The 13,614-nt window shown below is 63.6% G+C and carries 12 protein-coding genes; 6 read left to right on the top strand and 6 right to left on the bottom strand.

The genetic code is table 11. The features are described from left to right. Nucleotides 1-494: 494 nt before the first annotated feature. The 3 genes from VBE63_RS02650 to VBE63_RS02640 form a co-directional block, all read right to left on the bottom strand. On the bottom strand, nucleotides 495-1,361 hold the full coding sequence (locus VBE63_RS02650; RefSeq protein ID WP_323681441.1) for an Rpn family recombination-promoting nuclease/putative transposase: 867 nt from the start codon (nucleotides 1,359-1,361) through the stop codon (nucleotides 495-497). Further along, a complete protein-coding gene (locus tag VBE63_RS02645) occupies nucleotides 1,354-2,343 on the bottom strand; it encodes a transposase (protein WP_323681440.1) in 990 nt (329 codons plus the stop codon). Before VBE63_RS02645 ends, VBE63_RS02650 begins: the two co-directional genes overlap by 8 nt. Nucleotides 2,344-2,625: 282 nt before the next feature. Continuing rightward, nucleotides 2,626-5,256, bottom strand: coding sequence for a PEP/pyruvate-binding domain-containing protein (locus tag VBE63_RS02640; RefSeq protein WP_323681439.1), 2,631 nt, complete (start codon nucleotides 5,254-5,256; stop codon nucleotides 2,626-2,628). A gap of 224 nt (nucleotides 5,257-5,480) precedes the next feature. Here VBE63_RS02640 and VBE63_RS02635 point away from each other — a divergent pair, with 224 nt between their 5' ends. Continuing rightward, nucleotides 5,481-6,014: an MOSC domain-containing protein gene (locus tag VBE63_RS02635; RefSeq protein ID WP_323681438.1), complete on the top strand. Its 534-nt coding sequence runs from the start codon at nucleotides 5,481-5,483 to the stop codon at nucleotides 6,012-6,014. Between the two features lie 278 nt (nucleotides 6,015-6,292). On the opposite strand, the gene blaOXA is transcribed toward VBE63_RS02635, so the two are convergent. From blaOXA to VBE63_RS02620, 3 genes are all read right to left on the bottom strand, one after another. After that, on the bottom strand, nucleotides 6,293-7,108 hold the full coding sequence (gene blaOXA, locus VBE63_RS02630; protein WP_416274495.1) for a class D beta-lactamase: 816 nt from the start codon (nucleotides 7,106-7,108) through the stop codon (nucleotides 6,293-6,295). A gap of 72 nt (nucleotides 7,109-7,180) precedes the next feature. Next, entirely contained in the window at nucleotides 7,181-7,945 is a 765-nt protein-coding gene (locus VBE63_RS02625) for an outer membrane protein (protein WP_323681436.1), read from the bottom strand. Between the two features lie 49 nt (nucleotides 7,946-7,994). Beyond that, nucleotides 7,995-8,390 (bottom strand): hypothetical protein, encoded by a 396-nt coding sequence (locus VBE63_RS02620; protein ID WP_323681435.1) that lies wholly within the window; start codon nucleotides 8,388-8,390, stop codon nucleotides 7,995-7,997. A 180-nt stretch (nucleotides 8,391-8,570) separates the two neighbouring features. Here VBE63_RS02620 and VBE63_RS02615 point away from each other — a divergent pair, with 180 nt between their 5' ends. The 5 genes from VBE63_RS02615 to VBE63_RS02595 all read left to right on the top strand — a co-directional run bounded on the left by VBE63_RS02615 (nucleotide 8,571) and on the right by VBE63_RS02595 (nucleotide 13,590). Then, nucleotides 8,571-8,819: a hypothetical protein gene (locus VBE63_RS02615; RefSeq protein WP_323681434.1), complete on the top strand. Its 249-nt coding sequence runs from the start codon at nucleotides 8,571-8,573 to the stop codon at nucleotides 8,817-8,819. 415 nt (nucleotides 8,820-9,234) lie between these two features. Beyond that, nucleotides 9,235-9,528 (top strand): DUF333 domain-containing protein, encoded by a 294-nt coding sequence (locus VBE63_RS02610; RefSeq protein WP_323681443.1) that lies wholly within the window; start codon nucleotides 9,235-9,237, stop codon nucleotides 9,526-9,528. Nucleotides 9,529-9,676: 148 nt separating this feature from the next. Next, entirely contained in the window at nucleotides 9,677-10,567 is an 891-nt protein-coding gene (locus VBE63_RS02605; protein ID WP_323681433.1) for an alpha/beta hydrolase, read from the top strand. Nucleotides 10,568-10,928: 361 nt separating this feature from the next. Then, nucleotides 10,929-11,300 (top strand): DUF4158 domain-containing protein, encoded by a 372-nt coding sequence (locus tag VBE63_RS02600; RefSeq protein WP_323681432.1) that lies wholly within the window; start codon nucleotides 10,929-10,931, stop codon nucleotides 11,298-11,300. A 172-nt stretch (nucleotides 11,301-11,472) separates the two neighbouring features. Further along, complete coding sequence (locus VBE63_RS02595) at nucleotides 11,473-13,590, top strand: Tn3 family transposase (protein WP_323681431.1); 2,118 nt, start codon at nucleotides 11,473-11,475, stop codon at nucleotides 13,588-13,590. Nucleotides 13,591-13,614 lie beyond the last annotated feature (24 nt).

Raw genomic sequence — 13,614 nt, 5'->3', positions numbered from 1 at the left:
CCCTGATATCTCTCTCAACCAGCTCCAGATACGCCTTCTCCACGTCCCCGTCCTCGATCCCTGCGGCGATGAAGTCGTCCAAGGCATCGCACAACGCAATCGCCTCGGGGCTGTCTCCGAGTGGCTCCGTCCAGCGATCCGAGAGGGCATAGCGTCGCTCCAGATCAGCTTGGGTCATCGGCTCGAACAGCAGGTGCTTGCAGCGCTCCAGTTCAGCCAGCCGCTTGGCGCGTGTCTCCGGCGCCCTCGTGCCTCAGTGGAAAATGGTCTCGGGCGTCTCGGCGCTGAGGATGCGTTTGGACCATTGCTACAGCTGTTCAGGTTCGGCGGCGGTGATACGCTCGCGGTAGGTGTCGACGTCGTCAGGTCCGAATTTCTCATCCAACTACGCCAGTAAGAGGGTCGCTTCGCCTAGCTGCAGCCGAGCGCTGCCGCCGCGTCAGTGCCCGACCTTCGGCAGCTCGTCCCGCAGGGCCTTGGCAGCGGTGCCGCAATCAGTGCGGCGTGTCCTGGCGGAGGCGTTGCACCACCTCCAGCGAGAGCCCGCTGTAGCGTGCGATGGTGGCGTCATCGAGTTGGCCGTCGCTCAGCATTGCCAGGGCGGTGGCGCGACGCGCCGCTTGCGAGCCTTTTTCCAAGCCCTGCTCCCGGGCCTCAGCGAGCAGCGTCGCCTCATCCCGCAGGGCCTTCTCACGCGCCTCGGCCCAGTAGCGCGCTTGCTCGTCGGCGCTCATGGTATGCAGCTTGCCGCGGGCCTTCTGAACCGGGGGATGGGTTAGGGTGTTCATCACAGCCTCCTCGCGCCAGTGCTCAAAGTAGGCGATCCAGGCCGAGAGGCGCGCCGGGAGATGCCCGAGCGCGTCGGCCTTACGCAGTTCGACAACGTTCAGCTGCAGTTCACGCCCGAGGCGCACCGCGGGCCGGTCGCGGTCGCGCAGCTCGAAGCACCACAGCGCCTGATCAGCCTGCTCGGGCGCAGCGAACAGCGCGAAGTCGAGCAGATGGATGCCGATCACCGGCTTGAGTTGACCATAGTCCTCGCCCACACCCGATTGCTCGCTCAGCATCCGCGCCAGATACAGCGTGCCGCGGGCGCTCCAGGCTGGAAACCGCCGCACCTGCATCTCCACATTGTAACGCTGGCCCTGCTCATCGATGGCCTTGAGATCGAGCACCAGGCGCTTGCCGCTGAGCCGCTCGGCCGTGAGACGGGGGTCGAGCAGGCTGACCTCGATGATCGGCGGCTCCTGAAAGCGCACCGCATTGATCAGGTCGACGAGCAACTCCGGCTCTTCGGAGAAGACGCGGAAGAAGACATAGTCGTTCTTCGGATCGAGCAGTTCGGGAGCGTTGTCAGCCATTCATGCATCCTACACCGCTCACCAGCCGCTCGGTCACGCCCTGCCAGTGCACTTGCACTGACCAGACGACGTCCTCGAAGCGCTCCTCGAACAGCGGGGTGATGCCAGGGGTGTGCCACAGCGCGGTGTCGCTGAGTACGCGCAGCGTCTTGCGTTGGCCCCGGTACCAGGCGACGGTCACCGCCTCGCCCTGGGTGCGCGCCTCCTCCACGCGCTCGGTGAGCTTGGTCAATCGGGCCCCTTTCTGGGGCTTGCGCCCGCGCCGCCCGGCAGGCACCGGCTCGGGGAACTCAAACAGGCGTGCATCCAGGCGCAGCCGACTGATCAGCATGGCCTGATTGACCACGCACTCCCAGCCCAGGTGGATGCAGGCATAGCGCCCATCGCCGATCAGAATCCAGGGGCGTCGTCCCAGCCAGCGTGCGACCAGACGCACCATGACGACGGTCCACTCGACGGTCGTGCGATGCCGGCGACCGGCCTCGCTGTCGGCCTGCTTGGAGGGCCTCAGCAGGGTCAGAAACGGCAGGGCCCACATCCGCTGACTCCAGGGCACGGGCACCAATAGCGCCATCACCAGCCATTCCACGCCCAGGCAGGTGACCACCTTGCCGCGACTTGAGCGCACCGCATCGCGATACATCCCTTTGGCCCGGATACACCGCCCGAAGCGCCGCTCTAGGGTCTCGTCGACCGCCATCACGATCGGCACGCCAGCCGGCAGGAGGGCCAGCAACAGCCCCAGCAGGATCTGCGCGCCGCGCAGTCCTGACCAGCGCGCCCGGTTGAGAACCCGATGGTCGCGCTCGAAGCGCCGCTCGCCTGAGCGCCCCATCGCGCGCAGCGCTGCGGTCACCGTGCGCGGCCCCTGTGCGAGCAGGGTGCCAATCACCAACACCTGCGCATGCGCCCAGCTCGGACGCGTAAACAGGACAGCAAACGGCTCTAAGACGGCTACAATGGTGAACGGCAGTGCGAGCATGGGCGGCGTCGTTTGGCGTTTTGGTCGACATCAGACGATACCGCCCACCTCGCGCTGCCGCCAACCGCTCAGCCGTCGGCCACCCCTTGCAGGGCGCTCTCCGGCCACGAAACCGCTCGGCAAAATGGCCAAAGTCGAGTTATTGAGAAGTTACGAATAACAAGATCGCCGACCAGGTGAATTAGGGATTCACTGTAATGTCTTAATTTCTCTGCGCTTATCTGCGTCATCTGCGGTTGAAATGCTCTTTTGGGTTGATTGGCTGGCCAGCCGGGATGACTGCTAGGCGAGATCGACGGTCTGTGCTGGCTCGGCTGGCTGATAACACAGCAGGCGCTGTTGCACCACATCAGCGCTCAGACGCAGGCCGGTGGCGCGGACGTCGACCACAGTGACGCTCGCGGCCACCTCGGGATCGGTCTCGGCGGGCGCGGCCATGCGTGTCGCCGCAGGCAGGCGTTCGAGCCAATCCGGATGGTAGTGATGCCCAGCTAGGCGCGGAAACAGGGCCACATAGGCAATCCCAGACTCGACCAGATCCTGGAAGAAGTGCGAGCCGAAGGACAGGTCCGGGGTCATGCCGGCACCGATCTCGGCGACCTCGGCGATCACCGCCATGCGGTTGATGTCGGCGAAGCGGACCGGCACCCCCAGCTCAGGGCTGCTGGTTCCCCAACGGCCAGGACCGATGAGCAAGGTCGTGCAGTCGTCGCCCTCGGTGAACGCGCGGTTGAAGTCACCGACGAGCCGCCCGACGGCGTACTTTTGCATTCGCGACAAGGCCCCATAGCGGCGGCCATCGACGCGGATCACGCGGCTGATCGGCCGATCGATATTGCCGCCCATGAAATGCCCGCGGGTGGCGAAGAACAACTGCTGCTCGCTAACCGTCTCGGGCAGCTCCACCCGTTGCGTCGGCCCCAGGGTTTGCAACGGGCGGCACTGCACGAGACTAAAGCTCGGCGTGCCGTCCGCGGCCAGGTGCGCGGTGAACTCGATGTCGACCGGGTAGGCATAGGCCGCCTCCAGCGTTTTCAGCATGCGCTGCAGCACCGCACCGAAGGCGGTGCGCTCGAGCAGGGGCGCGAAGGTCACGCGCCAGATCGGCGCGCCACCACGCGCGCGCGTCCGTTCGCTGGCCTCGCGATCGATCTCCGCGCACCAGGGCAGCGGCCAGGCCGGCGCCAAGATCGCGAGCTCGCGCACCGCGATCGTCCGCCGCCGGTTATCGCTGATGTCTAGTACATCGACATCGCGCTGGGAGAACTGCCCCGGATCATTGGCGTCGCGAAAGGGCAGTCGGCGTGGCTGATCGAGTGCGACCACCCGCGCATGATCGCCCTCGATGCGATCCACGGCGCGCGTTCCCAGGCCCACCACCAGTCGCAGCATGCCCGCCGCCGGATCGAGATCCGGCTCCCAGGCGAAGAGGTTGCGCGAGACCCCGACCCCGGCGCAATCCGGCAGATAATAGCGTCCGTGATAGCGTCCGTTGACCCGCTGCAGCAGCAGTGCCATCGGCTCCTCACGCGCCTCCAGACCGCGCTGGCGACGGTAGACCAGGGCATCGTTGCTCATGGTGCTGGCGTACACTTGGCGGATCGCCGCCTCCAGCTGCTCGAGGCGCTGCTCCGGCGAGCCCTGATTGACGCAGAAGACACTCTCGTACTTGCCGGCGAAGGCATTGCCGAAGCCGTCTTCCAGCAGGCTGCTGGAGCGCACCAGGATCGGATACTGGCCAAAGTGATCGAGCATGCGCTCGAGATCCAGCCGCACCTCCTCGGGCAGTTCGCCTTGGCGCAGATCGGCGTTGAGGGTCTCGGCCTCGGCGAAATAGCCCTCCGGGGTGCGCTGGCGCATCAGGCGCGTCCACCAGCCGTTGTGCACCAGGTAGGAATAATAGACATCGGAGCCGAGGTAGAAGGAGTCGTGCGGTTCGAGAATGGGCGCCCAGAACGCGGGATCATCACGCTCGAGGATGCGCCGCGCGAGCAACATACCGACGGCCTTGCCGCCGATGAAACCGCTGCCGATCATGCGCCCGCGGATCGCCACCAGATCCTCGAGGTCGAGATGTCGCCGGGCCAAATCGAGGACTGGCTCGTCGTGGCTGATGAGCACCCGATAGAGCCGGTCGAGCACTTGTGCGCGTTGCGCACCCGTGTCCTCGCACTTGGCCAACTCCGAGGCCTCCAAGAACAACCGATCCCAGTAATCCATCTGACAGACAGTTTCGCTGTCGCGCCGCAGCAAGGCCGCCTGCAAGCGTGTTGCCGCCCTGCTGTCGGCGACGGGCGTGAAATCGCCGTTATGGTGTGTGTGGGGCAGGAACATGGTCGGCGAGTGCCGACCACTGACCTTGACCGGCTGCAGGTAGCGCGCGTTGTTGGCATGACGCACGTCGATCAGCACCTGGGTGGTGTCGCGGATGCGCGCCATGGTGCGGTGGGAGTGCGCCTGTGACTGCAGGCCGAAATAGGCCACGGTGTCCAGTTCGCAGAGATACGGACAGACCACCCGGAACAGGTTGCCGACCATCAGATCGGTGGCCCAGGCCGAGAGCAGATCGGAGAGGCAGTCGAAGACGTAGAAGGCGCCCCGACCATGATTGGTGATCAACTGATGCACATGGCGCGTGAAGGCCTCGAAGCCGCGCAAGGCATCGACGCGCACAGCGCGCACCGCAGGCCCTGGCGCGATCAGCGGCGCATGGCGCCCGAAGCGGACATAGATGATGGCGCGTCCTTGGGCAGCGGCGGCGCTGACGAAGGGCGGCACGAAATGGCGATAATCCTCGATGTCATCGACGCGCCAGACGACATTGTCGCCGAGGCGTAGACCATCGAGCACCCGGTCTAATCCCTCGAGCCCGGTGGATAGGATGTCGTGAGTATTCGTTGGTGCCCCCATCATTCATCCTGTTCGCCTGATGTGCCTTTTCCAGATCCTGATCGATGATGCCACATTCACCGACTGGCATTCGGTTGGAGAGCTGACACCGAAGCGCCGATCGAGCAGCCGCTGGATCTGAGCACAGCGTCCCGCTTCGTTGCCTGATTGCGATCCCCTGCTGGCAGCGGATCGACACCAACCCCCTCACCTTGACTGAGACCCTGTGGGTCAACCTGGAGCAACGCATGTCCCCTTGGCGACACTGGCTATTGACACTGCGCTACCGCCTGCGTCGCGAACGCAGCCAGATAGGTCGACTGTCGGCGATCTTCGTTGCCGACCACGCTGGCGCGCCGATGCGTTCCTGTGATCAGGCCTTGGCCCTGGTCGACGCCGGGCTCGCCGAGGATCGATACGCACTGGGCCATGGGTTTTGGCGACTGACCGATGGTTGTCAGGTGACGCTGATCCACGCCGAGGATCTGGCGCGTGCGCAGCGCCAATCCGGGCTGTCACTGGATGCCGGTCAGCATCGGCGGAATCTGGTCCTGTCCGGGTTGGCGCGCACTGAGCTGCGCCAGCGGACAATTCGCATCGGCGAGGCGGTGTTCGACTGGCATCGGGTTCGCCCGCCCTGCGGTTATCTCGACCGCGTCTCTGGGCCGGGAACGGCCAAGGCCTTGGGACGCCAGTCCGGTCACTGTCTTCGCGTGCGCACAGCGGGCCTGATCAAAGTAGGTGACCGTGTCGAGGTCTCAGCGCCGGCTCGGCAAGGATAGCACCTGCAGTGTCCTGTGCCCGCCAATGGGGATCTGCCCAGGTGCCTAGAGCGGGATCTGACAACACGCCCCGATTGCGATCTGCGCATTCCTGCCCGCAGTGCTATCCAGCTGCACTACAGGCTTAGGCGATTTCTGTCAAAGCTGATACCGCCTTGCTGGTCTTTTCGTTTGCCTTCTTCGTCGCGCCGCCGGTTACATAGCCCCGCTATGGCGACGCTCTTCTAAGGCAAGCGAACATCCTGCGCAATTCGGTACGAGCTTTTCCGGCAATCGCTTTATTCGCCGATGATTCCTTTCGCCTGCAAGCTGGCTCGCGTGAGTGACTGGCGCAAGGGCAGATCAGATTCATCGCGGGTGTCGAGGTTCAGGGCGAAGATCCAGGTGGCCTCAGCGGTCTCGACATAACCGACGTACCAACCGATCTGAGGTGTCGCGCGTGCCGCCCAGCCGGTCTTGGCGTAGAGGCGGAAGTCTCTACCCTCCTCGGCCAGCATGATCGCGCGCAGGCCGGCGTAGGTTTCCGGGCGATAGGGCAGCCGGCGATCGATGACCTGGCGCAGGAAGCGCACCTGCTCCTGGGCGCTGATGGTCAGGCTGCCGTCGAGCCAGAATGCGGTGGTGACAAAAGGCTCTTCGAGCCTACCATAGTCCGCCTGAGCCAGATGGACGCGATAGCGCTCCGCGCCGATGCGCTCGGCCAAGCGCTGGTAGCACCAGACGCAGGAGACGGCAAAGGCGCTTTTGAGGGTTTGATCCTGGTTCCAGGTCGCATAGTCATGCTGGCGACCGTCCCAGGGCAGCACCTCGTCGATGCCGCTGATCGCACCCTCTTCCAAGGCGATCAGCGTGTTGAAGATCTTGAAGGTGGAGGCGACCGGCAGGCGTTGCTCGGCCCGCGCGGCGTTATGCACGATGATCTGCTGGCCATCAAGACGGTCGAGGACGATGGTGCCCTGCACGCCCGCCTCGGCGAACAGCGCGGCGAACTCGGGGGCCTCGGCCTGAACCGCACTGATGGGGACCATCATCGCCAGCAAGAGCCAGAACAACTGTCCCGGTAAAGTTGGTCTTGGGCCGTCGGATGGCCGCATGGTCTGGTGGGTCATGAGCGCAGTGATCCCTAAGCATTGTGGTTTGGTGCGTGGCGGGAATCCAGTCAAGCCTCAGAACGCGTAACGCAGCCCAAGATGGATCCCGAGCGTGCGCAGGTGGGTCTCGGTCTCGTCAATCGGAATGCCCATCGGAACATGGTTCATCACCATGACACCCGCGTCCGTACCAACCTTGCCGAGATCGCTGTAAGCAATGGAGAGGTCCAGTATCAGGCTGTCGGTTAGACGGATGCCGGTTCCGGCCATGAACCGATAGGCGAAGCTGGTCCGTTCACCACCAGGGGTGACGCTGAGCTTGTGCCGGTAGGGATTCTGCGGAAAGCGGTAGGTCATCTCGCTGAGTTCGTTGTAGGCGATGCCGGCGCCGGCGCCCACATAAGGCTGAAAGCGGCCCAGATCGGCCTTGATAAGCGGCGCGAGGTCCACGAATGCATTGACCATCCCGCTCCAGGACTTGAGATCTGCTGAGACCGGTTCATGCGTGCCCACCGAGAGGAAGTTGGCGTTGCCGTCATAGGCGCTGTCAAAGCGGTAGCTCAGCGACAGATCCGTTCGCAGCCAGGACAGCAACCGTTTGCCAAGCGCGACTTCGATCAGCGGTGAGCGGCCAAAATCACCATAGGCACCGAGCGGGCGTCCATCATCGCCCTTGACACAGCCGAAGAGCGCAGCGGGCTGTTGCGAGGCGCAATTGCGGTCGGAAAAGTCTGCATCGCTTGACTGCTCAACACCTAGGGCAGCGCGGATGTACCACCCGTCCGCGGCCTTTGCCGTGGTCCCGAGCCCGAGCAACAGGACGCAAGCGAATGGACACAAAGGCCATCCCCTCGTCGCGTGCCAAGCGGTTATTTTCATTCCTGGGTCCTCAAGCTGGAGTCGCTGGCTTGGGCTTCTTCTCGAACACCTGCAGATTCGGCTCCTGCAGCAGGATCGCCGGCCCCTTGTCGGTGGGCACTTGGGCACCGAGCGTGCCGCTTAGCGCCGCGACCCACTGCGACCAATCCGTATTGGCCTTGGTGAGCTTCTTCCAAGCCTTCAGACGCAGCGTGGCGACCACCAAGGCGTTGTCGGTTTGGATGCCGATTTTCATGCCGTCCTTGATCTGGACCGCCTTGGGCAGTTGGTTAAACTTCAGGGTGAGCTCAAGGCGACCGGGCACGATGGCATCCTCCGTCAGTGGGGCGTCTTTGGGGAGTTCGGGAGCGGCTGCGGCTGGTGGCTTGATTGAAGGTAGCTTACGCGGTTTGGTGAACGGCGCCACGGATATCACAGTAGCGAAAGCCTACCCTGTACGCGACGTCCTGCCCAACGATGAATCGTCTGGGATGCGCCATAGATGTCCAGTCGGAGGCTAAGCACTTCGCCTCATAGCGCCTGAACCAGATCGCTTGACGGCTGAGGACTGACGAACAGCCACTAACCGATTGAAGCTGGAGATGACATGACCATCAACGCACTCGACAACGGCCTGCTTGGCCTGCAGCGCGGCTTCCAAACGGTGACAACCGCCTCCGGAAACATCGCAAGGCAGACGAGCGGTTCCGGGGCTCATCAGACATCTGGCGTGGGGTCGGATCTCGTGCGGGAACTGGTCAGTCAGCGTATCGGCCAGCGGCACACGGAGGCCTCCGTCCAGGTCGGCAAGGTGGCCGATGAGACGCTCGGAACGCTGATCGATCTGTTTGTTTGAGCGAGGCTGGCGGCCGTTGTCGACACGGCGGATGACACTGAACACCAAACCTTCTCATATGGCCGTTCTGGCGCTCCTCCCGCTGCTGCTCGCGGGTTGCACCCACCGGTCGCTACGTCAGCGACTGGGGTGAGATCACCCTCGCACCCGGAGATACCGGCCTGCGTCACTCCAATCCCGGCCTTGTGTTCTTTAAGATGCCTGCGGTGAGGGGAGTTATGCTCTGTGTGGCAGCGCGTTTCCGATCGGCGAGTATCCCGCCGGCCAAACAGCAATGATCGGCAGCTTCCTCGAGAGCTGCGTCATCGAGGTTGTCGGCACCGATCTGCCAAAGATCGTACCTCACGGTGCCGGAGGCCTCTGGTGAGACGCGGTGAGTAGGCTTTTGCGGCATCGAACCGCCACTGTGTTCAAAATGCTTGGCCTCATCGGCTCAACGCTCACCTTCGCGACTGATCCCCCCAAAGCCCCAACCAAGCAGGGCTTGGCGAATCCGGCATCGGTGAACTGCACCCAACTTGGCGGGATGCTGGACATGCGCACGCGCACCGAAGGCGGCCTCAAGATCACCGGCTATGAGAGCGATGCCGAGATCGACTGCGCCATCACGGGTGGCGAGGTTGATAGGCAGGCTGGCAGCTGCCAGAGCGCAGAGGGTACGCGTTGCGGGCTGGATGAGAACCTTGCCGGCAGTTGTCCAGCAGGCTAAACGCTGCCCTCGGAGTGGCTGCAGCAAAGGCCAGCCGACCGCTGTCGCCGCGACGCGGGCACTGGCGGGCTGGCTGATCCAGGATTGGAGGGCGATCTAGCGACGATCGTCACTGCGCGCGAAAACAGGCCAGGGGTAGAGTGGCTCAATGATCAGCTCCATCATCACCACCGCCTCGCTGATGCTCGCGCTGCTTGCCTTTCTCGCGCTACTCGTTGCGATCTTGATCCCGCTCGGCGTCCATCTGGGCTTTCGGGCACCGCGCATCGCGCCGATGAGCTCGCCCGCGGATCTCGGCTTTGCGTTCGAGAGCATTCGATTTCCGACGCTGCGCGGCCGCAGGCTCAGCGGCTGGTTTCTGCCAGCGGACGATGCCACGCGAACGGTCATCATCCTGCACGGCTGGGGCAGCAATGGCGAGCAGATGCTGCCGCTCGCGCAACCATTGCATCGCGCCGGATTCAATGTGCTGCTATTCGATGCACGCAACCATGGTGCGAGCGATAGCGACAGCTTTTCCTCGCTGCCACGCTTTGCCGAGGACCTCGGCGCTGCGATCGCTTGGCTGCGACGAGCGCATCCTTCGCAATCAACAGGTATCGCCGTGCTAGGCCACTCAGTCGGCGCCGGCGCGGCGCTGTTTGAGGCGACAAGGAATCCACTGATCGACGCGGTGATCAGCATCGGTGCCTTCGCCGATCCGGCGCAGCTCACCGAGCGCTATCTGGCGCGGCTGCACTTGCCCCGCGTTGTGGTCGAGCTCACCAAAGGCTATGTCGAATGGGTGATCGGTCATCGGTTCGCACGCATCGCCCCAGCCAATAGCATCCGCGATGTTCCCTGCCCGGTGCTGTTGGTCCATGGCGATCAGGATCGAACCGTGCCGCTCGAGGATGCCAGGTGCATCGCTGCGGCTGCTGATCCGGTACGGACACGGCTATTGATCATGACGGGCGCGGGTCATGATTCGGTCGACAAGATCGAAGCCCATGCCGATGAGTTGCTGGCGTTTCTGGGGCCAGCATCCGCCACGACATGAGTCCATCTGGGGTGCCTTTGCCATCCTGACTTTATCGAGCTTGGCTGCCCATCGCTCGCGGACGTCACCTTGGCATGTTTCCGCCGTTTCCGGCTGCGTGCCCGTTTAGGCGTTACCTTATCGCCGTGCCCCGGCCAGCGAGGCGTTACCCCCGCTTTTGGATATGGCGCCCCTTACCCGGGCACCAGTGGAAACGCGCGCGTAGCCCAGGAGCATGGCACAACCACCATGTTGCAAATATCATCGCGAAACAGTTTAGTTTCGCGACAGACTTTTACAACAGTCCAAAAGCCCTCGTTCGAGCCTTGTGGTCGTTGTCGTTTCAGTTAGGACTTATGCGACATGGGCATGCACTGAATCCATGGGACTCAACGACGAGACGAGCGAGCGCGTACCACCGCTGACCCCGACGGAGTACGCGCTGGTCATGGCGAAAAACGCCGCCAACCGTCTCGGTTTCGCGTTACTGCTCGTGTTCTACCGGGAGCATGGGCGATTCCCGCCCAGTCTGGCCAAGATCGATTCCGGTCTGCAAGCGCAGGTGGCGGGTCAGCTCGGCCAGGAGTCCACCTTACCTGACCGCTACGATCCGTTGCAGCGGACCTGGAAGCGCGCCCGCGCCGAGATTCGCGCGCTGTTTGGCTTCCGCGAGGCGACGGTCACCGACGCCGACAACCTGGCGATCTGGCTGCGCGATTGCGTCATCGCTGCCGTCAGCAGCGATCTAGCATGACTGCTCGAACACTTGGAAAGGCGTTGTCGCGAACTCGCCATCGAGCCACCGACTGTCGAGCGGATGGAGCGCATCGCCCGCTCGGCGGTACGCGCCTACGAAGACGCCTTTCACGCCCGCCCGCACGCTCGATCGGCTCTCGTCCGCGACACGCAAGCGGCTGGATGCCTTGTTGAGTCCAGAGGAGACTGACAAAGCCGCTGCCGAGCATGAGGCCAGCCGCCAGCCCCCGGCAGTCTTGTTGAAGCTGCTCGGCAACCCTGGCCGACCCAGTCTTGCCAGCCTACAAGACGAGTTGGGCAAGCTAAATCTCTTGCGCGGGATCGCACTTGCCCCGGATCTGTTCGAAGACGCGGTGCCGCGCGATCTGGAGCGCTGCCATCGCCGGGTCTGCGTGGAAGCCCCCTATGAGCTGCGTCGGCACCCGGAGGGCGCGCGGCTGACCTGGCTCGCCGCGTTCGTGCATCTGCGCGCACGCACGCTCACCGACGACCTCGTCGATCTACTCATCGAGACCATCCACACGATCGGAGCACGTGCCGAGCGCAAGGTCGAGCGCGAGCTGCTCGAGGATCTCAAGCGCGTCAATGGAAAACAGAACTTGCTGTTCGCCCTTGCCGAGGCGACGCTGGCCGAGCCGGATGGCGTCGTGCGAAACGTCGTCTTTCCCGTAGTCGGCGAACAGACGCTGCAGGACTTGGTGAAAGAATGGAAGGCCACCGGGCCGACCTATCGCCTCACCCTGCGCGCGGTGATTCGCAACTCCTACCGTGGGCACTACCGACGCATGGTGCCCCGGTTACTGGCCGCGCTCGACTTCCGCTCCAACAACGACCGTCATCGTCCGGTGGTGGAGGCGCTTGAGCTGGTCAAGCGCTTTGCCGAGAGCAAGGTCCGGATCTTTCCGTCCGAGGAGGACGTTCCACTCGATGGCGTCGTGCGGGGCCTGTGGCGCGAGGCGGTGGTGGAGCAGGACGCTGCCGGCGAGGATCGCGTCAACCGCATCACCTATGAGATCGCCGTGCTGGAGGCCCTGCGCGAGCGCCTGCGCTGCAAGGAGATCTGGGTGGTCGGGGCTGACCGCTACCGCAATCCCGACGAGGACCTGCCGGCCGATTTCGAGCACAACCGCGAACGCCATTACCAGGTGCTGGAGCTGCCGTTGGACGCCGATCGGTTCGTCAACGACCTGCAAGCCAAGATGCACGAGGCCCTGAGCACCCTGGATGCCGGCTTGACGAAGAACCCGGCCGTTCGACTCACCACCAAGAAGGGCGGTGGCTGGATCACCCTGACCCCCTTGGATGCACAACCCGATCCGCCCAACCTGACCGCACTCAAGACCGAGCTCAATGCCATCTGGCCGATGACGAGCCTGCTCGATATGGTCAAGGAAACGGATCTTCGGCTCGGCTTCACCGAGGTGCTCAAGAGCCCGACTGCCTACGAGACCCTGGAGCGTGCAGTCTTGCAGCCACGCTTGCTGCTGTGCCTGCACGGGATGGGCACCAACGCCGGCTTGCAGCGCATGGCGAGTCTGGATTCGGGAGCGACGGCCAAGGATCTGACCTATGTGCGCCGACGCTATCTCAACGTCGACGCCATGCGCCGGGCCATTGCCATCATCGCCAATGGGACCCTGCATGCCCGCAACCCGGTCATCTGGGGAGAGGGGACGACGGCCTGTGCCTCGGATTCCAAGCATTTCGGCGCCTGGGATCAAAACCTGACGACCCAGTGGCATGTCCGTTATGGCGGGCGCGGCGTCATGATCTACTGGCATGTCGAGCGCAAGTCGCTGTGCATTCACAGCCAACTGAAGTCGCCGTCGTGGTCAGAGGTGGCCTCGATGATCGAGGGCGTCCTCCATCACTGTACCGAGATGGAAGTTGACCGCCAGTACGTCGATTCGCACGGTCAGAGTACGGTTGCCTTTGCCTTCTGCCGCCTGCTCGGGTTCGAGCTGCTGCCTCGACTGAAGGCCATCCACGCGCAGAAGCTGTATCGACCGGAAACCGGCAAGGCCGATGCCTACAAGGATCTTCAACTGATTCTGACCCGACCGATCGATTGGGAGCTGATTCGGCAGCAGTACGACCAAACGATCAAATACACGACGGCACTGCGCCTAGTGACCGCCGAAACCGAGGCGATCCTGCGACGCTTCACCCGACAGAACGTGAAGCACCCGACCTACAAGGCGTTGGCGGAGCTTGGAAAGGCCAGACGGTTTGATCTCGACATGGAAAGGCGGACTCCCCCTCGACTGAGCCGAAATGGCCCCTGGTGACACGACTGTTGGGTCTACCCCCAG

It is taken from the genome of Lamprobacter sp. (assembly GCF_034860625.1).
Taxonomy (GTDB): Bacteria; Pseudomonadota; Gammaproteobacteria; order Chromatiales; family Chromatiaceae; genus Lamprobacter.
Note: the sequence above shows the minus strand (reverse complement) of the source record. Positions and strands in the feature narration are given on the sequence as shown.

Excerpts from the sequence above, each read along its gene's own strand:
- VBE63_RS02650 (WP_323681441.1), bottom strand. The coding sequence starts at position 1,361 with ATGGCTGACAACGCTCCCGAACTGCTCGATCCGAAGAACGACTATGTC.
- blaOXA (WP_416274495.1), bottom strand. The coding sequence starts at position 7,108 with ATGCGGCCATCCGACGGCCCAAGACCAACTTTACCGGGACAGTTGTTC.
- VBE63_RS02600 (WP_323681432.1), top strand. The coding sequence starts at position 10,929 with ATGGGACTCAACGACGAGACGAGCGAGCGCGTACCACCGCTGACCCCG.
- VBE63_RS02605 (WP_323681433.1), top strand. The coding sequence starts at position 9,677 with ATGATCAGCTCCATCATCACCACCGCCTCGCTGATGCTCGCGCTGCTT.
- VBE63_RS02640 (WP_323681439.1), bottom strand. The coding sequence starts at position 5,256 with ATGATGGGGGCACCAACGAATACTCACGACATCCTATCCACCGGGCTC.
- VBE63_RS02645 (WP_323681440.1), bottom strand. The coding sequence starts at position 2,343 with ATGCTCGCACTGCCGTTCACCATTGTAGCCGTCTTAGAGCCGTTTGCT.
- VBE63_RS02610 (WP_323681443.1), top strand. The coding sequence starts at position 9,235 with ATGCTTGGCCTCATCGGCTCAACGCTCACCTTCGCGACTGATCCCCCC.
- VBE63_RS02615 (WP_323681434.1), top strand. The coding sequence starts at position 8,571 with ATGACCATCAACGCACTCGACAACGGCCTGCTTGGCCTGCAGCGCGGC.
- VBE63_RS02635 (WP_323681438.1), top strand. The coding sequence starts at position 5,481 with ATGTCCCCTTGGCGACACTGGCTATTGACACTGCGCTACCGCCTGCGT.